The sequence below is a fragment of the Pedobacter sp. Leaf132 genome (assembly GCF_920984695.1).
Lineage (GTDB): Bacteria > Bacteroidota > Bacteroidia > Sphingobacteriales > Sphingobacteriaceae > Pedobacter.
In genome coordinates, this window is record NZ_CAKLBO010000002.1 from 402,998 (window position 1) to 422,794 (window position 19,797).

21 protein-coding genes and 1 riboswitch are annotated in these 19,797 nt (G+C 34.0%); of the genes, 11 read left to right on the forward strand and 10 right to left on the reverse strand.

The window, feature by feature from the left end:
* Positions 1–5 precede the first annotated feature (5 nt).
* Entirely contained in the window at positions 6–905 is a 900-nt protein-coding gene (gene xerD / locus LUA86_RS05550) for a site-specific tyrosine recombinase XerD (protein ID WP_231459620.1), read from the forward strand.
* Here xerD and prmC read toward each other — a convergent pair.
* Entirely contained in the window at positions 902–1,747 is an 846-nt protein-coding gene (prmC, locus tag LUA86_RS05555) for a peptide chain release factor N(5)-glutamine methyltransferase (RefSeq protein ID WP_231459621.1), read from the reverse strand. The genes xerD and prmC overlap by 4 nt on opposite strands.
* Positions 1,748–1,808: 61 nt before the next feature.
* Here prmC and ribD point away from each other — a divergent pair, with 61 nt between their 5' ends.
* Genes ribD through LUA86_RS05575 form a run of 4 tightly spaced genes read left to right on the forward strand, consistent with a single transcriptional unit; the run spans position 1,809 to position 5,240 of the window.
* The gene (ribD, locus tag LUA86_RS05560) at positions 1,809–2,861 is read left to right on the forward strand and encodes a bifunctional diaminohydroxyphosphoribosylaminopyrimidine deaminase/5-amino-6-(5-phosphoribosylamino)uracil reductase RibD (RefSeq protein ID WP_231459622.1); all 1,053 of its coding nucleotides are present in this window, start codon (positions 1,809–1,811) and stop codon (positions 2,859–2,861) included.
* Positions 2,861–3,727, forward strand: a complete 867-nt coding sequence (locus tag LUA86_RS05565; RefSeq protein WP_231459623.1) for a DMT family transporter — start codon at positions 2,861–2,863, stop codon at positions 3,725–3,727. The genes ribD and LUA86_RS05565 overlap by 1 nt, the downstream gene beginning before the upstream one ends.
* Entirely contained in the window at positions 3,717–4,331 is a 615-nt protein-coding gene (locus LUA86_RS05570) for a YigZ family protein (protein ID WP_231459624.1), read from the forward strand. Before LUA86_RS05565 ends, LUA86_RS05570 begins: the two co-directional genes overlap by 11 nt.
* A 48-nt stretch (positions 4,332–4,379) precedes the next feature.
* Positions 4,380–5,240: a nucleoside phosphorylase gene (locus LUA86_RS05575; RefSeq protein WP_231459625.1), complete on the forward strand. Its 861-nt coding sequence runs from the start codon at positions 4,380–4,382 to the stop codon at positions 5,238–5,240.
* An 88-nt stretch (positions 5,241–5,328) separates the two neighbouring features.
* On the opposite strand, the gene LUA86_RS05580 is transcribed toward LUA86_RS05575, so the two are convergent.
* Together LUA86_RS05580 and LUA86_RS05585 are read right to left on the reverse strand one after the other, a co-directional pair.
* Positions 5,329–5,724, reverse strand: coding sequence for a DUF1398 domain-containing protein (locus LUA86_RS05580; RefSeq protein WP_231459626.1), 396 nt, complete (start codon positions 5,722–5,724; stop codon positions 5,329–5,331).
* A 4-nt stretch (positions 5,725–5,728) separates the two neighbouring features.
* The gene (locus LUA86_RS05585) at positions 5,729–6,775 is read right to left on the reverse strand and encodes an aldose epimerase family protein (protein WP_231459627.1); all 1,047 of its coding nucleotides are present in this window, start codon (positions 6,773–6,775) and stop codon (positions 5,729–5,731) included.
* Positions 6,776–6,849: 74 nt separating this feature from the next.
* On the opposite strand from LUA86_RS05585, the gene LUA86_RS05590 reads away from it, so the two are divergent.
* From LUA86_RS05590 to LUA86_RS05605, 4 genes are all read left to right on the forward strand, one after another.
* Complete coding sequence (locus LUA86_RS05590) at positions 6,850–8,001, forward strand: galactokinase (RefSeq protein ID WP_231459628.1); 1,152 nt, start codon at positions 6,850–6,852, stop codon at positions 7,999–8,001.
* Positions 8,002–8,040: 39 nt separating this feature from the next.
* On the forward strand, positions 8,041–8,571 hold the full coding sequence (locus tag LUA86_RS05595) for an RNA methyltransferase (RefSeq protein ID WP_231459629.1): 531 nt from the start codon (positions 8,041–8,043) through the stop codon (positions 8,569–8,571).
* A 10-nt stretch (positions 8,572–8,581) separates the two neighbouring features.
* A complete protein-coding gene (locus LUA86_RS05600) occupies positions 8,582–9,241 on the forward strand; it encodes a YdeI/OmpD-associated family protein (protein ID WP_231459630.1) in 660 nt (219 codons plus the stop codon).
* Positions 9,242–9,462: 221 nt separating this feature from the next.
* Complete coding sequence (locus tag LUA86_RS05605) at positions 9,463–10,746, forward strand: OmpA family protein (RefSeq protein WP_231459631.1); 1,284 nt, start codon at positions 9,463–9,465, stop codon at positions 10,744–10,746.
* A gap of 948 nt (positions 10,747–11,694) precedes the next feature.
* Here LUA86_RS05605 and LUA86_RS05610 read toward each other — a convergent pair.
* From LUA86_RS05610 to LUA86_RS05635, 6 genes are all read right to left on the reverse strand, one after another.
* On the reverse strand, positions 11,695–12,201 hold the full coding sequence (locus LUA86_RS05610; protein ID WP_231459632.1) for a YMGG-like glycine zipper-containing protein: 507 nt from the start codon (positions 12,199–12,201) through the stop codon (positions 11,695–11,697).
* 118 nt (positions 12,202–12,319) lie between these two features.
* The gene (locus LUA86_RS05615; protein ID WP_231459633.1) at positions 12,320–13,051 is read right to left on the reverse strand and encodes a diphthine--ammonia ligase; all 732 of its coding nucleotides are present in this window, start codon (positions 13,049–13,051) and stop codon (positions 12,320–12,322) included.
* The gene (locus tag LUA86_RS05620; protein ID WP_231459634.1) at positions 13,041–13,730 is read right to left on the reverse strand and encodes a Sir2 family NAD-dependent protein deacetylase; all 690 of its coding nucleotides are present in this window, start codon (positions 13,728–13,730) and stop codon (positions 13,041–13,043) included. The genes LUA86_RS05615 and LUA86_RS05620 overlap by 11 nt, the downstream gene beginning before the upstream one ends.
* Positions 13,730–14,662 carry an ABC transporter substrate-binding protein gene (locus tag LUA86_RS05625; RefSeq protein WP_231459635.1) on the reverse strand — a complete coding sequence of 311 codons (933 nt, stop codon included), beginning with the start codon at positions 14,660–14,662 and terminating at the stop codon, positions 13,730–13,732. Before LUA86_RS05625 ends, LUA86_RS05620 begins: the two co-directional genes overlap by 1 nt.
* Before the next feature lie 125 nt (positions 14,663–14,787).
* Positions 14,788–15,378 (reverse strand): DUF6580 family putative transport protein, encoded by a 591-nt coding sequence (locus LUA86_RS05630; RefSeq protein ID WP_231459636.1) that lies wholly within the window; start codon positions 15,376–15,378, stop codon positions 14,788–14,790.
* A gap of 71 nt (positions 15,379–15,449) precedes the next feature.
* Positions 15,450–17,312, reverse strand: a complete 1,863-nt coding sequence (locus LUA86_RS05635; RefSeq protein WP_231459637.1) for a TonB-dependent siderophore receptor — start codon at positions 17,310–17,312, stop codon at positions 15,450–15,452.
* A gap of 98 nt (positions 17,313–17,410) precedes the next feature.
* Positions 17,411–17,602, reverse strand: a riboswitch (cobalamin riboswitch).
* Between the two features lie 132 nt (positions 17,603–17,734).
* On the opposite strand from LUA86_RS05635, the gene LUA86_RS05640 reads away from it, so the two are divergent.
* Entirely contained in the window at positions 17,735–18,934 is a 1,200-nt protein-coding gene (locus LUA86_RS05640) for a serine hydrolase (protein WP_231459638.1), read from the forward strand.
* Between the two features lie 82 nt (positions 18,935–19,016).
* On the forward strand, positions 19,017–19,349 hold the full coding sequence (locus LUA86_RS05645; RefSeq protein ID WP_231459639.1) for a YegP family protein: 333 nt from the start codon (positions 19,017–19,019) through the stop codon (positions 19,347–19,349).
* Positions 19,350–19,415: 66 nt separating this feature from the next.
* Here the strand turns inward: LUA86_RS05645 and rplT are convergent, their stop codons facing one another.
* A complete protein-coding gene (rplT, locus tag LUA86_RS05650) occupies positions 19,416–19,760 on the reverse strand; it encodes a 50S ribosomal protein L20 (RefSeq protein ID WP_025144714.1) in 345 nt (114 codons plus the stop codon).
* Positions 19,761–19,797: the final 37 nt, after the last annotated feature.

Sequence of the window (19,797 nt, forward strand, 5' to 3'; positions counted from 1 at the left end):
AAAACATGCTTTGGCAAACATATATTAAAGGATTTAATGGTTATTTAAAACTCGAACGCTCCTTATCGGGCCATTCAGTTAGCGCATATCTAAGCGATGTAGAAAAGTTCAGTCAATTTTTTGAATCGCTTGATACACAGCCAAAAATAACGGAGGTTAAAACTGATGATGTAAAATTATTTATTACCTGGTTAAATGAATTAGGTATGTTAGCTACTACACAGGCAAGAGTAATTTCTGGCTTAAAGGCTTTTTTTTCATATTTAATACAAGAAGAAGTTATTGAAACCGACCCAATGGCACTTATTGAGGCGCCAAAGTTGAGCAGAAAACTACCCGACACTTTAAATATTAATGAAATTAATCAACTTATTGACGCGATTGATGCCTCAAAACCAGAAGGTATGCGCAATAAAGCGATTATAGAGGTTTTGTACGGCTGTGGTTTACGTGTTACTGAGTTAACAGATTTAAAAATTTCTAATCTTTATCCACAAATAGAATTTATTAAAGTGATTGGTAAAGGGAACAAGGAAAGATTGATACCAATTGGAGGTGTTGCGTTAAAATTGATAGATATTTACCTTAATCAGGTTAGAAATCATCAAGCGATTAAAAAAGGCAATGAAGATTTCGTTTTTTTAAATCGGTTTGGGGCGAAATTATCTCGAACTACAATATTCACGCTAATTAAAGGTTTAGCGGCGGCAATTGGTTTAAAGAAAACGATTAGCCCGCACACTTTGCGCCATTCTTTTGCTACACATTTAATAGAAGGTGGTGCAGATTTAAGAGCTGTACAAGAAATGCTTGGTCATTCCAGTATAACCACAACTGAAATTTACACGCATATTGACAGAAATTATTTAAAAGAAGTGATTACTCACTTTCATCCACGTTCTTAAGGATTTGTTCTCGCCATAATCATGCGGTCTTTACCTTGCATGTCTTTTCTTAACTCTATGTTTTTGAACTGTTTATCAATTAATATTTGAAGCGTTTCTGCCCATAAGAACTCATTAATTTCGAAGAACAGGTAACCATTTGGATTTAAATTTGTTAAGGCAAAATCTGCTATGGCATTGTAAAAAATAAGTGGATTTTCATTACTCACAAATAATGCACGGTGTGGCTCATGTTCCAAAACATTTTGATGCATATCTGCTTTTTCCAATTCTCTTATGTAAGGCGGATTGCTAACAATAATATCATAAGTTTCAGAAGTTGTATAGGATAAAATATCTGCTTCGATAAAATTAATCTCTGCCTGATTTAGGTTGGCATTCTCTTGAGCAACAGTTAATGCTTTCTCCGAAACATCTAGAGCAGAAACATCTAAGTGAGACAAATTCTTTTTTAAACTAACCGCAATGCAACCAGAACCAGTTCCAATATCAATCAAACTCTTTTTAGTTTGCTTTACTTCAGTAACTATCCAGTCCACTAATTCTTCAGTTTCTGGCCTGGGCACCAAAACATTTTCATTAACCCGAAACGGCAAATTATAAAAATAGGCTTCGCCTAAAATATGTTGTATGGGTTTCCCCATTTTCAAATCCTCCAAAATTTTTAAAAGTTTATCACTTTGTTTAACAGTAATAACTTTATCTTGTTTTAAAAGGATCTCACTTTGTGTAAGTTTTACAATATTCGATGTTGATAAAATAAATAAAGCTTTTGCTTCTTCGGCGCCGTATAAATCTTTTAAACTCTGTAAATATTCTTTTTCTAAATCTTTAATATTCATCTGCCGCAAAAGTAATAAATCGTGTAACTTTCCTTGTCATAATTTAACTACTTTTGTGTTAATGAGCGATGAATTTTTTGTTAAGCGCTGCTTAGAACTGGCTGCTAAGGCAATCGGAAATGTTAGTCCGAACCCAATGGTAGGTTGCGTAATTGTAGCAAACGGAGAAATAATCGGCGAGGGTTATCATCAGAAATACGGTGAAGCACACGCCGAACCAAACGCAATAAAAGCTGTAATAGAGAAATTTGGTGCGCAGGCCGATGATTTATTGAAAACTGCAACAGCCTATGTAAATTTAGAACCTTGTGCACACTTTGGTAAGACACCACCTTGTGCAGATTTATTTGTTAAACATAAACTAAAAAAGGTTGTAATTGGCAATCGAGATCCCTTCTCTGGCGTTGATGGAAAAGGTATCGAGAAATTAAAAAATGCCGGAATTGAAGTAATTAGTGGTGTTCTGGATAAAGAATGCAGAGGTTTTAATAAAAGATTTTTTACCAGAATACAAAATCAGCGACCTTACATAATACTTAAATGGGCAGAAACTGCAAACGGCTTTTTCGCTAGCTTAGATGGACATCAAAAGTGGATAAGTGGCGCATTGGCAAAACGATTGGCGCACCAGTGGCGCACTGAAGAAGATGCCATTTTAATTGGTAAACAAACTGCTATAATTGATAACCCACAATTAACAAGTAGATTATGGCCAGGGAAAAATCCAATCAGATTAGTGATTGATAAAAATCTTCAAATTTCATCAGATAATAATGTTTTTAACAAGGAAGCTAAAACCATCATATTTAACGAGGTAAAAACAGATGTAGTTGATAATATCCACTACATCCAAATGGAAGACATGCACTTTTATTTGCCTCAAAAAATTGCTTTTCAGCTTTATCTAATGGATATTCAATCTGTAATTGTAGAAGGTGGTGCTAATATTCTAAATCAATTTTTAGGTGCTGGAATTTGGGATGAAGCCAGAATTTTTTCTTCAAAAAATAGTTGGTCTGCAGGAATAGCATCTCCTGTGATAAAAGGTATTTTAACCGAACAAATTCAAATTGAAAGTGATAAACTTTCTATTTATGTAAATGATATAAATTAATGACATACATTATATTAAGCGTTTTATGTAGCGTTACTGTAGCAGTGCTTTTAAAACTTGCAAAAAGATATAAGATTAGTATAATACAAGCAGTTACTATAAATTACCTTACCGCGTTATTTTTATGTTTTCTTTTCTTTAAGCCAGATGTTAAGCTAATTGATGCTCACGCACCTTGGCCAATATATATATCATTAGCTATTTTGTTACCATCAATTTTTTTAATACTAGCGGCATCGGTTAAAAATTTAGGAATTGTTAAAACTGATATTGCACAAAGGTTATCCTTGTTTATCCCAATTCTTGCCGCCTACTTTATCTTTAAAGAAAATTTTAACCCTTTAAAATTTGTTGGTTTGGCTGTTGGCTTTGCTGCTATAGTTTTAACTTTTCTCCGCAAAAGCGATAATAATCAAAAAAACAGTAGATGGATTTTTCCACTCTCGGTGTTTATAGGTTTTGGAGTGATTGATGTATTATTTAAGCAAATTGCTTTGCACAAAGAATTTCCTTATACAACATCATTATTTATTGTTTTTTGTCTCGCTTTTATCGTTTCCCTAATTATTGTATTAGTTATGGTTTTAATTAAAAAAACCAAAATACAAATCGTAAATATCGGTTGTGGTTTAATTTTAGGATTATTCAATTTTGGAAACATATTATTCTACATGAAAGCCCATAAAGCACTTGCCAACAATCCATCAACAGTTTTTGCAGCTATGAATTTAGGTGTTATTGTAGTTGGTAGTTTAATTGGTGTGCTCGTATTTAAAGAAAAATTAAGCCGCATTAATTACATCGGAATTGCTTTTGCAATTTGTGCAGTTATCTTAATTACATTATCACAACTAAATGCTATTTGACGATTCTTATAAAACCATTAATAAACCTTCAGAAGCAATTTTTAGGGATAAAGGAAGCAAATTTATAGCTTATGCTTACCCAATACGTTCTGATGAAGAAATTAAGCCAATAATAAATGCTTTAAGAACTGAACATGCCAAAGCCAGGCATTTTTGCTATGCATATCGTTTAACTACAGACCGTTCTGTTTTTAGGGTAAATGACGACGGAGAACCATCAGGAACAGCAGGCAGACCGATTTTGAACTGCTTATTATCAGAAGATGTTACTTATATTTTGGTTGTAGTTGTAAGGTATTTTGGCGGAACTTTATTGGGCGTTCCGGGTTTAATTAATGCATACAAAACGGCTACAATTGAAGCACTTCAAAACGCAGAAAAGATTACCAAAACTATAAACGATGTTTATGAAGTGTATTTCGATTATTTGCAAATGAACGATGTAATGAAATTGATAAAAGATGAAGGTCTGGAAGTTATTGAGCAGAAATTTGATATCAATTGTATCATAAAATTTGAAATAAGAAAAGCCCAGTTAAATCAGGTTTTAGCTAAGTTTGATAAGATTGAAAACATCAAACTTAAATATTTAGAAACCTTGTAACCATAAATAGTTATTATCTTTTCGAATTAAATATCAGCCAAATTCATTATGAAAATTCCAGAAAGCGACCTTATTATAAACCCTGATGGTACAATTTATCATTTAAACTTATTACCTGAAGATATTGCGGATACGGTTATCACGGTTGGCGACCCTGATCGCGTTGGCGAGGTTAGCAAGTATTTTGATAGTATCGAACTTAAAAAAGGCAAAAGAGAGTTTATCACACATACTGGATATGTGGGTAAAAAACGGGTTACTGTGCTTTCAACCGGAATTGGTACAGATAATATTGATATTGTTTTCAACGAGCTTGATGCTCTGGTTAATATTAATTTTGAAACACGCGAAGTAAATAGCAAACTTAAATCACTAGATATCATAAGAATTGGTACATCTGGCGCAGTTCAGCCTGATATAGAAATGGGAACAATTCTGTCATCATCATACGGCTTAGGCATGGATTCGTTAATGAATTATTATGTACATGAATTAAATGGAGACGAGCAAAATTTATTAAACGATATTAATATTCATTTCGGCCATTTAAAAAATATAAAACCTTATTTAACGGCTTCGAGCAGTAGATTATTGGATACGATTGGAAAAGAGATGGTTAAAGGAATTACAATTACAGCTCCAGGTTTTTATGCACCGCAAGGTAGAAAAGTTAGGGCGAAAAATGCAGTTCCGGATTTTATTGGCTTGATTAACAGTTTTAAATGCAATCAAGAAAGAATTACAAATTTGGAGATGGAAACTGCCGGAATTTATGCTTTAGCAAAAATTTTAGGGCATAATGCATTATCTGTTAATGCCATATTAGCGAGTCGGGTGAAATATGAATTTAGTAATCAGCCAGATAAAATTGTTGCAAAAGCAATTGAAACGGTGCTCGAAAGAATTTAATTCCAAATCTGTATGAGCCTCCCGAAAGCGAATTATAAACATCTCGAGAGGCTTAATGTGAAAAATAATACTTTGAATTATAAGCTATTTATGCACCTGGTATAGTTTCTTTTACCAATTCCTTTTGTTCCATATCTAAATATGAGCAAGTCATTTTCTGAATATCTATAACCCATTTTTCAACTCCTGCATCAGCAGCCTGCTTGCAGAAGGTAAAATAATCAGTTTCACCATTCTGATGAATTTTTAAAGCATGCGCTAATTTTTCAGCAGATGATTCATCATTGATAATCAATTCAGGATAATTTTCGGGGCTTGCCTGAACAGAAGTATCATCATTGCCAAAATATACCGATAATCCATTTGCTACATAAACATCATTTCTAACAACCCCTAAGGCTGCAATCTCTTTTATAAATTGTGGGAAATCTGCGCCGGTTTTAATTTTTGATTCTGCAGATTTTATTTCTTCTATGGAAAACATATAATTATTTGTTAGTTGATACTTTGTAAATGGTTGTTTGAGTATATAACTCTCCTGGTCGCAAAATTGTTGAAGGAAATTCAATAATATTTACAGCATTCGGGTGGTGTTGGGTTTCCACACAAAAAGCTTCAAAACCACTATAATCTTTTCCGCCCTTACCATTTTTTACCTTTAAGTATTTTGATGTATATAAATGCGCTACCGGTTCTGTAGTATAAATGCTAAGCGTTAAACCACTCTCCTGCTCAACTGTTTTGCTGGCCAACGTTAAATCTCCATAAGTTTTATCTAAAACATAAGTTTGGTCATAACCTTCCTCCGGATTCCAGTCTTTACCAAATTCCTTTAACTCTGTAAAATCAAGTGCGGTATCCTTAACAGGAATTAATTTGCCGGTTACGCAATAATTATCATCTTGTTCTAAATAATTTTTGGCAAAAATCTGTTGCTTATGTTTATCAATTTTTCCACCATCAGGTGATAAATTAAAATAGCCATGGTGAGTCAAATTTATGGCTGTCGCTTTATCTGTTTCAGCTTCGTAGCTTAAAATAAGTTCATCGTTTTCTGTTAATTGCAAAGTTAAATCAACAATTAAAGTACCTGGAAAGCCTTCTTCACCATCAATACTTTCATATTGTAAAGTAACGGATGATATTTCTTCATCAAATTCAACTATATCCCAAACCTTTTTATCAAAACCATCAATCCCTCCATGTAAGGTATCACTGTTATTATTTTTAGGTAAATTAAAATTTTGACCATCAATTTGGAATGATGCACCCTTTATACGGTTTGCGTATCTGCCTATCACTGCTCCTAAGTGTGGATTGTTATCCAGGTAATCTGCTCCGAAATATTGGTTAAAATCATCAAAGCCTAAAACAATATCCTGCATATTGCCTTTGGCATTTTTAATTATAAAATTATTAATAATGGCTCCATAATTATATAATTTAATGTAGGTGCCATTATTATTAGTTAATTCTATTGCGATAACTTCTTCGCCATTAATTATATTTCCTGTTGGTATTTGCTTAATGCTCATAAATTGTAACTTAGGGCTTTTGTTTGCTAAACAAACATACCATTAATACTTGCTTTTATAAATATTTTAAACTGATGAAATCTCAACTCGAAGAAAAATTTGCAGAACAATATCAAAAAAATGCTGATGCGGTTTATTTTACACCTGGTCGTGTAAATTTAATTGGTGAACATATCGATTACAATGGCGGCTTGGTAATGCCTTGTGCAATTACTTTAGGTACATGGCTGGCCATCTCACCAAATAACGATGGTAAATTCAGATTTAAAAGTTTAAACTTTAATGAGCAAACTGAGGTAGAAAGTAATGTTCTGCATCAAAAAAATGGAGGTTTATGGTCTAATTACCCTATTGGTGTAATCAATGAGTTTATTAAAGATGGTAAAGAAATCAGTGGTTTAGATTTTTTATATTTTGGAAACATCCCTATAGGTTCAGGATTGTCTTCTTCTGCATCTATTGAGATTGCCACAGCTTTTGCAATAAACGATTATTTCAACCTTGGTTATGATAACTTAGAATTGGTTAAAAAGGCTAAAAGGGTTGAGAACGATTTTATTGGTTTAAATTCTGGCATTATGGATCAATTCGCAGTTGCTTTCGGGGAGAAAGATAAAGCAATTGTTTTGGATTGCGAGACACTTAAATATAAAATGGTTGATATTAATTTAGGCAAATATGTTCTGGCAATTATCAATACAAAAAAACCACGCGAATTAGCCGATTCTAAATATAATGAACGTGTGGAAGAATGCCAGACTGCACTAAAATTGCTTAATGAAGAAGTAAAACTGAATAATTTATGCGATTTAAACGCGGAGAAATTTGCGCTTCACAAGCATGTAATTGCAGATGAAACGATTTTAAACAGAGCATCTCACGTAGTTAAAGAAAATGATAGAGTTCATTTGGCTGCCAAAGCGCTTAATGCCGGTGAATTAGAAGAATTTGGACGTTTAATGTATGCGTCACATCAATCGCTACGCAGCTTATATGAGGTAAGCGGTAAAGAGTTAGATACAGTTGTAGATTTTTGTATAGATTATGAACATGTAATTGGTGCGAGAATGACTGGTGCTGGTTTTGGCGGTTGTGCAATAGCACTTTTAGAAAAAGGCTTTGAGGAAGATTTTGCGAAACATTTAACAGATTATTATGTAGCAAGAATTGGATACCCGGGAGAAATATATGTAAGTGACATTGGCAACGGACCAACCAAATTATAATTTAATTATTAGCTAAAGATTTAGCTAACCTTTTTATAAATGAAAAAGTTAAAACTAAACGAACTTAACAGAGCAGATGTTGAATCGTTTAAAGCACAAGAAAAGTTACCCGTAGTAGCCATTTTGGATAATGTTAGAAGTATGCACAATGTAGGTTCTATTTTCCGTACGGCAGATGGTTTTGCATTAGAGCAAGTAGTGTTGTGTGGTATTACGGCACAACCACCACATCGGGAAATTGAAAAGACGGCTTTAGGCGCAACGCAATCAGTAGAATGGATGCATTATGCTGATACAACAACTGCCGTTGATGAATTACGAGCAAAAGGTTATGAAATTGTAGCTATCGAGCAAGCAGAAAATAGCACAATGCTTAATATTTTTTCGCCAGATAAAGACAAAAAATACGCTTTAATTTTTGGTAACGAGGTTGATGGTGTGAGCGATGAAGTAATGGCTAAAATTGATGAGTGCATCGAAATTCCTCAGTTTGGCACAAAACATTCGTTTAATATAACCATTTCTGCAGGAATTGTTTTTTGGGATTTCTTTGCAAAACTTAGGTTATAAAAAGACTAAGATGGAACATGCCTTATTAAAAAAGCTACAAATTAAGCCTGGCTTTGTTGTCAAAGTTATTGATGCGCCAGAAAACGTAGACTCCATCTTTTTGAATAAACCAGATAATATTTCCATCTGTTACGATGAGGTAAATCATTTTGATGCACTTATTACTTTTACAACTTCTCAAAATCAATTAAAAGCCCAAATCGAAAGTCAGCTAATGTATTTAAATCCAAAAACTATAATTTGGATTTTCTCACCAAAGAAATCATCAAAAATAAAAACTGATTTAGATTTGATGAAAAGCTGGCATGAGTTGGATGTTTTTGGATTAAATCCTTGTTCATCTGCTTCTGTAAATGAGATTTGGACAGCTTTAAGATTAAAATTTATAGGCGAAATAAAACCAAGCGGTTTAAGAAACGACCATATTCAAACAAATGATTATTCGGATTTTATCGATGTTGTAAATAAAAAAGTAACCTTACCTTCAGGTCTAAAATTTGTTTTGGAACAACATCCACAAGCAATTCGTTACTTTGAAAGCCTGGCATACTCCAATAAAAAGGAGTATGTACTTTGGATTCTATCAGCCAAACAAGAAAAAACAAGACAAGCAAGAATTGATAAGGTACTAATTATGCTTTTAGATGGTAAGAAGAATCCGTCTGCTTAGGTATTTTGAAGATTAAAAAAGCATAGTTTTTCATAAAATACATATATATTGTGATATAATTTAAATATCAACGTAACTTTTTTGTGAAAAAAATTATAACATAAGTAATTGATTTATTGCGGTTTGCAGTTTTAAATCATATTTAGGCATATATTTTTCTAAAAAGTGTAAAACAGAATTATAAATAAGCTGTTTAACCACTATTATTTAGAAAATAAAATATGAATACGAAAATTACAAAATCAACAATGTTGGTTGCCTTATTAGGATTATCATCACAATTATTTGCACAAGAAACACCTACCGCTTCTGGTAGATTCGGCAAACAAAATTTAAGAACATGGAGCGTTGGTGCTCAGGGTGGTATCTTCAGCCAAAATACCATCTTAGGCGGCGGAAGTGTTAAAGCTAGAGAATTTAAAAGCGTAGGTTACGGAGCTTTTATCAAAAAACAAATTCTTCCTGCATTAGGCTTACAAGCAGATTTCTTACGTGGTGAGATTAAAACTTTAAATGCTACAAGTACAATCGAGCAAAAAAACAGCATCAATTGGGCTGGTTCATTAACTGCGGTATTAAACATTGCTAACTTTAGTTTAAATACTGAAAACGCAGTTTTAATCCCTTACATTAAAGCGGGTGCCGGTTACATGTCGTCAGATTCGCAAGTTGGTGCTACTCAAGTTTTTCAAGACAGAGAAGGTTGGTATATCCCAACAGGTGTTGGATTTAAATTTGGTGTATCAAAAGGAATTAACATCGATTTAGGTTACGACATTAACTTTATCAAATCTTCTCCAACAGTTAAAAGTGCTTACTTAGAGAACAGATATTCATACTCTCACGTAGGTCTTGAGTTTGCATTAGGAAACAAAGAAAACTCTCAATTACAGAACTACAGCGCTATTGCAGATTTACGTAAACAAACTGCTGAAGAAAGTAATGAGTTAAGAAGAGCTTTATCTACAGCTGAAGAAAATGCTGCCAGAGACAGAGCACAATATGCTAAAGATTTAGCTGATGATGATAATGATGGTGTAGCTAACAAATTCGACAAATGCCCTGGAACTGCTTCAGGTACTGTTGTTGATGGTTCAGGTTGTCCATTAGCTGCTCCAACAACTAAAGTAATTAAAGAAACTACTGTAATTACAGAAGCTGACCGTAAAGTGGTAAGAGATGCAATCTCTAACTTAGAATTTGATTTAGGTAAATCAACAATCCGTTCTAAATCTTACGAAACGTTAAACAGAGTTGCTACTTTGTTAATGGAGAAAAACTTTAGCTTAAAATTAGCTGGACATACAGATAACACTGGTGGCAGAGAATTGAACTTACGTTTATCTAAAGATAGAGCTGAATCAGTAAAAGCTTATTTAGTGTCTCAAGGTGCTAATGCTTCAAGAATCGAAGCTACAGGTTACGGGCCAGACCAACCGATTGCGACTAACAAAAGTGCATCCGGACGTCAAGCTAACCGTCGCGTAGAATTTACATTATATTAATTAATAGTTTAAAATTAAGTTTGAAGCCTCGGTGAAATATTTCATTGAGGCTTTTTTGCGTTTATTGATGTTTCAAAAGAATTTTCCGCTTGTGAAATTTTATAATAGAGATTCTTATACAAGTTCAGAATCACGACATTCTCACATATATGCACCACTTCATTGCGAGGCACGAAGCAATCTTAAACATTAGGTTTGAATGGCAAGCGCCATGAGATTACTTCGTGCCTCGCAATGACGCAGGAAGCTTACATATAGGTTTGTATATAATCCTCAATGAAAATGATTCTTAAACAAGTTTAGAATCAAAACACGCTTACACACCACGTCATTGCGAGGCACGGAGCAGTCTAAAACATTAGGTGCAACTGGCATGCGCCATGAGATTGCTTCGTACCTCGCAATGACGCAGGAAGCTTATGTCTTACCTCATGCTTACACACCAACTTATTGCAAAATACGAAGCAATCTTAAGGTTTGAATGGGGCCAGCGCTAATAGATTGCTTCGTACCTCGCAATGACGCATGATCCCGTAGGCATAGTTTTCAATATAATCTTTAATAAAAGAGTTTCAGGATCAAGTTCAGAAACACGACACACTTACACACCACGTCATTGCGAGGCACGAAGCAATCTTAAACATCAAGTTTAAATGGCATGCGCCATAAGATTGCTTCGTGCCTCGCAATGACGCAGGAAGCTTACATATCGGTTTGTATATAATCATCAATGAAAAAGTTTCAGGAGAAAGTTCAGAATCACGAAATGCATACGCCTCTCGCAATGAAGCACGGAGCTTTTATGTATTAGTTTAAAAAAAAATCCTCAATCAAAATGAAACTCAAACATGTTCAAAATAACGATAATGGTTAAATACCTCCAAAAAAAAAGTGGCAACCATTAACTGGTTGCCACTTCATCATATCTCCGAAGAGTGAAAAAAAATATTAGTTTTTAGGTTGCACTCGACCTGATTTTCTGTCTTCACCTCTACCAATTAAATAACCGCCACCAGCTCCAACTAAACCACCAATAATTGCACCTCTACCTTTTTTCTTATCAATTAATGCACCACCAACTGCACCTGCTGCCCCACCAATTACTGAACCTTTTGCAGCATCGCTCCAACCTTGTTTTTTAGCAGTTGGTTGTGTACCACCGTAAGAGCTTGAGCTAGTGCTGGAATAAGTACGACCAGAACCAGAATACGAAGAACGTTGTCCTGCTTTTCTTGCAGCTACTAATTCTGCCTGATGTTTAGCTTCTTTTTCTGCTTCAATTTTTGCAGTTTCTGCTCTCTTGAAACTATCCAATCTTAAACTATCTTTTACGGCTTTAACGGCCATTGCTTTTTCAGCTTCTGCTTGTTTTAATGCAGCTTCTTCTTTTGCTTTATTGTTACAAGCGAATAAAACCGAACTACTTAATGCGATTACTACTAATATCTTTTTCATAACATAAATTTTTTAAAGTAAACCTTTAGCCACCTAAAGCCAAAAGATTTCATTTGTATGTGTTTTTTAGTTAATTACAGATAGTAAAGAAAAAATGATGCCAAAAAGTTTTAATGTTTTAATTTTTTTCTTCTAAATCAATGTACCAAAAACCTAAACTATCTGATTTACTGATAGATAAAGTATCATCTTGGGTAGTATCGCTTGGCTTTGAATAGCTTCTAAAAACCATTTCGCCTATATTGAAATCGAGTTTATTATTGAACACTGGACCATCAAAGGCAAATGTATGGTATTCACCATTTTCACCACAGGGGTCAATATCAGGTGGCAAATTATTTATTAAATCTTTAGTAATAACTTCGCCACAGTATAATTTTAGATTTTGCTGACAGCAAACTATTATTGTTTTGTAACCTAAATTTAGAAAATCGTTAACGATATCGGTAGTATTTCGCTTCCACAACGGGAATATTGCTTTTAGGCCAACTTCAGACAGTTTTTCCTCTCTGTATTTTCTTAAATCTTCGAGAAAAATATCACCAAATATAGAATGTGTTATTCCACATGCCTTAAAATGGTTCATGTGATTTTTCATAACATTATCATAGGTTTCCATATCAGGCATATCTGGCAGTTGAATTTGATACAATGGAATACCAACGCTTTGAGCCTGTTTTATTAAGAGAGCTGCTCTAACACCATGCATGGAAACTCTATTAAACTTTTCAGTTACCGTTGTAACCAGATATTTTATTTCCAACGAATCATCTTGTAGAGCATAGTGCAGTGCGAGTGTACTATCTTTACCACCACTCCAATTGAAAATACATTGTTTTTTAGATGGCATTTAGCAAGATTTTCTTCAGCATTTGCACGCCATTTACCGCATTCTGTTCAATATTTACGACATTTTTATAATGTCTAATATCTGGAGTCCGAGGATCGATAATGTATTTTGTTGTGTGTTTCGGTACAAAATCGACCAAACCGGAAGCCGGATAAACCGCAAGAGATGTTCCGATTATTACAAAAAAATCTGCAGATTGACAAAGTCTGGCAGCATACTCAATCATTGGTACAGCTTCACCAAACCATACCACATGCGGTCTTAGCTGCGAACCCAATTCGCATAATTCGCCCATTTTAATTTCCGCACCATTAATTGGATATGTGAGTGATGAATTTACATCAGATTGAGATTTAGTTATCACACCATGAAGATGCGTAACTTTTGTAGAACCTGCCCGCTCATGTAAATCATCTATGTTTTGGGTGATAATTTCAACATCAAATTCCTCCTCTAATTCTACTAAAATAGAATGTGCTAAATTGGGTTTGGCCGCCAAAACCTGCCTCCTACGCTCATTATAAAAATCCTGCACCAGTATAGGATTTCGTTCCCAGGCTTCGGGCGTAGCAACATCATAAACATTATGTCCTTCCCATAATCCATCCGAATCGCGAAAGGTTTTTAAGCCGCTCTCTGCACTAATACCAGCACCAGTTAATACTACCAATTTCATCATTAACAATTAACTTTTATTTCCGAATAATTGATGAATTTCTTCGCGATTCTATCATCAGCTGAAAAAATTTCGGGATGAAACATGCAAGATAATGCTTCAATACCTTCAACTAAGGTACCAATACTCGGTTGAGTAAACATATCGAAATCAGCAATATATACTTGGTTGTTTTTAACAGCTTCGAGGTTATCCCATCCAGGTTTAGATGTAAGTAAAGTCATTTCTTCGGCACTTCGAATAACATCAAAACCACAAGGTGCAATTACCAGAACCTCAGGATTGTATTTTAAAATTTTATCCCATTGGGTAACAATAGAATCTCCGGCAGGGTTTGAAAGCATATCTACACCACCTGCAGCAGCAATCTGGAAAGGAATCCAATGTCCGCAGTTGTAAATAGGTTCAATCCATTCCATTAACATTACACGTTTTAAAGGAGCTCGGTTTGCCCTTAACTTATCTAATATAGAATCGGTTTTTACTTGTAAACCAGCCAAATATTTTAGAGCAACCTCTTCTTTACCAATAGCTTTGGCAATTGTTAAAGCGCATTCAAAAACATCCTGTAAATTATTTGGAGATAGTGGAACAAGCTTAGGTTGCTTGCTTAGTTTCATCACTGCAGTTTCAGTACAAACGGTATCAATATTACACACTTCGCAAATATCTTGTGTGAAAACAATATCAGGCGAAATGCGCTCCAAAAGTTCATCATCTACCCAATACAAACTTTTTCCTTGTGCTTTTGAGGCTGAAAAAATCCTATCAATTTCCATGCTCGAATAATTCTTTCCTTCTAAAATACAGCGTACAATTTTAGGCATATCGGCTGCTTCTTTAGGGCATTCGAAAGTAACGCCATGCAGATATTCCTGCAACCCCATGTCGTAAATCATTTTGGTTGCAGCGGGAAGGAAAGAGACAACTTTCATATATGGTAAAAGGTTAAATGAATGACGGAGGCTGATTTAGTTGCTATTATTGCTCAATGTTAAAGAAAAAAATCCTCTTTAGAAATTAATCAAAAGAGGATTTTCAATAGCCATGTAATGAATTATTATGCTTTTTGTGTTTGCAATTTTAAAACAGGATATTTTGATTTTAGAATTTCAAACGCTCCGAATAAAATCGCCCCATAAATAATAGTTCCTTCTAAAAATCTTATCTCAAAAGGAATAGCTCTTTCCAAGCAAAGCCAAAAGCCTGCTATATCTTGTGTATAAGCTGGGTTTTTGTACCAAATGGGAAAATCGGTAACAATCCAATGAATTAAAACAATTACAAATGTTGATGTTAGCAAATTTACTACATTGATATTTTTTAATAAAATTCTGCCAACCAAAACCATCAAGGCAAAAGCTAAATATACCCAATACCAGCCCTCATACAAAAAGCCATTACTGTATTTACTAAATATGGTTGTGGCTAAAACGAAATCGCTTAAAAATAAACTTAACAAAGGGAAGGCAAAAGCTTTCAAATTATCTTTAAAATAAGCTCCGCCAAATAATGCTACAGCGCCTATTGAAGAGAAGTTTGCAAATTTTAATTCATCAGAGTTAAAAGTTACCAGTAAACGGAAGGCCGTTATTGCTAAAATCATTAACAGTAAAATTGCCGTACGTGGATTAAATTTTAAATGAGCCATATTATTTATTAAGTATTTTATATAAAATATCGGAATTAAACCTAAGATCTTTTTGCAAAGTTAATTTTTTATTAGCGGATATTAAAACTAACGCCTGTATTAAAATTGAAACCCATAGTGTTATAACCAATAATTTCATTGTATTTTTCGTTCAGGATGTTTTTTGCATCAAAGAAAATCTTAACACGCTTGTTTGCCAAGGCATATTCTGCATAGGCGTTTAGTAATTTGTAAGCAGGCAAAGTATCTACAGTATAGCTAGAAAAGTTACCATCAGTACGTTTACCAAAATAACGATAGTTAGCACTAACATATAAATTGCTTGTAGCTTGTAAGCCTGCATTTATACCGAAAGTATGTTTAGGTCTGCGGAATAAATAATCAGCAATTGCATTATCAACAAAATTAAACTCATTTCCTTCAACATAACCGTAGTAACCGCTAACATTAAATCTACCAAATTTTACCGCTGGTTCAACTTCAAATCCCTTTGTTTTTTGGCTCACCTGATTAATGTATCCTGCCGGATAAGCATAAATAATTGCATCTGATAAATCGCGTTTGTAACCTGCAACTCTCAGGCTAAATTTATCATCAGCAAAGCTGAAATTTACACCTGCTTCGTAATTTTGAGATTTCTCGGGCTTCAAATTTAAGTTAGCACCAAATTGACCGAACAACATATTTAATGTTGGAATTTTAAAGGCTGTAGATACCGTACCAAATAATTTAATTTCTTTTATGATATTAATTGTTGGCGTTACAGAGTAAGTATAGTTTTCGCCATATTGCTCGTGTTTATTATAACGCCCACCAACTTCTAAATTAAATATGCTTAAATCATGCAAAAATAATGATGTATAAGCAGCAAAAATATTTGTGTTCGGACTTGCTGTGCCAGCTTTAAGTTTCATACTTCTGTTATCCAAACCAACCAATAAATCAACTTTACTTCCTAATTTTTGATTGTAGAATAAATCAATTATATTAATTTTACCTTGAGTAAAGCTAGGGAAACTGCTGTGCGCATCGTTCGATGTACTTTCGTAACTATAGTTTAAATTAATTTTACCTGTTCCAAATTCATATTTAGCATTTGTACCAACGGCAACATTTTTTAAAATTGAATAATTACCGGCATCTACAAAAGAGCCACCATCAAAACTATAATTACCATAATAATACCTAACAAAAGGATTTACAGTAAAATTTTTATCCAGTTCAATCCCGAAGTTTGCATTTAAAGCACCAGTTCTAAAGCCATCTTTATCAAATTCTGTATTGTTACCTATTGGATTAGCTGCCTCAGAAATGCCGTTTGTTTTATGCTGAGTGTAATTAATGTTATAATTAAATCCCTCAACAGCACCATTTAAACCAATAGTTCCTTTGTAAGTTTCGTAGCTGCCTGCTGTTGCAACACCATAAATTGTATTTCCTTTTGGTCCGCCCTTTTTGGTAATGATGTTGATTACACCAGCAACCGCATCAGAACCGTAAATTGTAGATTGACCGCCTCGTAAAATCTCTATATGGTCAATTTGGTCGATAGATATTAATCGTAAATCAAATGCTCCACCATTTCCAGATGGGTCATTTTGAACAATACCATCAATTAATACAACTGCGTAAGCACTTCCGGCACCACGAAAAAATACAGATTTATTTAAACCAGGATTGCTACTGGAACCTGCAACGATAATTCCGGCTTGTTCGCTAATTAATTCCGGTAACGATTTACCGTGACTGCGTTCTAAAGTTTCTTTAGAAATGATAGTTACAACTTTACCAGTTTGCGATTGCTTCTGGTCGTTTTTAGTTGCCTTGATAACAACATCATCAAGTTTTAAACTGTCTTGTGCTTTAGCAAATTGGCTAAAGCTTAATTGTGCAAACCCCAGGCCTGCAGCAATTAAAATTCTTTTTTTGTTCATTTGATTGTGAGTTTTGCCCACAGCCAACAGATTAGGAAAGGAAATGAAAATACGTGTAACGTTAAGTACCTCAATCCTAGCTTCAATCCCCGAAAGCTATGAAATTAATCGCTAAAGGCAGGTCTTCTGACTTACTCCCGGTGATTTCTACCTTCCCGTTTAATTAAAAACAGTGGCTTTAGATTGAATTACCGTTATAGAGCTTACAGCTGCGGGACAGTTGCAGAATTTCACTGCATTCCCTTTTAATTCCGGGTGTAAAGCCGGAAACCAAAAGCGCTGCAAAAGTAATAAAATAATGTTGGTTGTAAAATGGATGATGGAAAATGGCATTTGAAATACAAAACGTTAACTTTAAGATTCAAATACCTAACATGAAATCAATTTTCACTTCACTCCTACTATTTGCATGTTTTTCAGCTATGGCACAAAAAATAGATACCACATATCTCGAAAACTTAATGAAAACCAAGCCCGAACTTTTTAGTGGTGTTTTAACACATCCTGATAAAAATCAAATTCAGGTTTTATACACGCAAATTAATCGGGACGCCAACAACAAACCCAGCTTTAAAAGTTTTAGTTATAACCTTGATGCACACCGTTACTTTTATCCTGCAAGTACAGTAAAGTTAGCAGCCGTGATTTTTGCTTTGGAAAAAGTAAATAGATTAAAAATTACCGGTTTAACAGCTAAAAGCGTAATGATAACAGATAGTGCTTTTAAAAAACAAACCAAAGTTACTAAAGATACCTCAGCACAAAATGGTTTACCAAGCATTGAGCATTACATTAAAAAGATTTTGCTAACCAGCGATAACGATGCATTTAATAGGCTTTTCGAATTTATTGGAAGAGCCGAAATAAATAAAAAGCTAAGAAAGAATGGACTGGCTAATAGCAGAATATTAAACCGTTTGGCCGTTGGCGATGCCGGCGAAACATCTAAGCACACCAATCCGGTTAAATTTTATAATGGAAATAAATTAATCTACAGCCAGTCGGCACAGTACGACGAAAAAGAATATAATTTAAACTTAACCAATACGGTGATGGGTAAAGGTTATTTAGACAGTGCCGATAAATTAATAAACAAGCCATTTAGTTTAGAGAATAAAAATGCTTTTGCAATTGAGGACCAACAACAACTGATGAAAAAGTTAATGTTTCCAGAAGTTTTTCCAGTAAAAGAACGATATAATTTAACTGCAGAGGATTATAAATTGATTTATACTTACATGAGCAAAATGCCAAACGAGAGTGATTTTCCAAAATATGATGCAAAGGAATTTTGGCCAACTTATGCTAAAATGCTTTACTATGGGCGTGAGCTAAAAATCCAACCGGATGAAAACATAAGAATTTTTAATAAGTATGGAGATAGCTACGGTTTTATCATTGATAATTCATATTTCATAGATTTTAAAAATGGCATTGAATTTTTACTAACAGCAGTTGTTCAAAGTAATGAAAATGGCATTTACAATGATAATAAATATGAATACGAAACCGTATGCTTTCCTTTTATGAAAAACTTAGGCAGAACTATTTATGAAGCTGAATTAATCAGAAAGAAGAATAACAAGCCTAATCTTTCAAAATATAAGATGGATTACAAATAGTTTTTAATTTGAAACTGATTTTATAACTTTAAATAAAATCATCTCCTATAGATAATTGGTATTATTTATTTAAAAATTAGAAATGGGAAAATTTGTAATCAGTAAAAGAAAAAATGGCGAATTTCAGTTTAATTTAAACGCCGGTAATGGACAAACGATTTTAAGCAGTGAAGGCTATGTAACAAAAGCCAACTGCGAAAATGGAATCGAATCTGTAAGAAAAAACTCACAGGATGATTCTAAGTTTGAGAAAAAAACATCCACGAACGACAAAGCTTATTTCAACCTTAAAGCTACTAACGGGCAAATTATTGGTTCGAGCCAAATGTACGAAAGTGAAGCTTCTAGAGATAATGGCATCGCATCGGTAAAAAGTAATGCACCTGATGCATCAATTGATGACCAAACGCTTTAACAAAAAAAAAGTCCTGATTTGCATCAGGACTTTTTTAAAATATGATTATCGCCGAAGCGAAAATTTCTATTTTACTGCATCAATTACAGCTTTGAAAGCTTCAGGGTGATTCATTGCTAAATCAGCTAATACTTTACGGTTTAAACCGATTTCTTTCGAAGCAAGTTTACCAATTAATTGAGAGTAAGAAATACCGTGCTGACGAGCACCTGCATTAATACGTTGGATCCATAATCCGCGGAATTCTCTTTTCTTAACTTTACGGTCACGGTATGCATATTGCAAACCTTTTTCTACTGTGTTTTTAGCAACAGTATAAACCTTACTTCTTGCTCCCCAATAACCTTTTGCAAGGTTAAGGATTTTTTTTCTTCTTCTTCTCGAAGCTACTGCGTTTACCGAACGTGGCATGTTGTTGTTGTTTTTTGGTAAGCGGCGTCCTAATTTA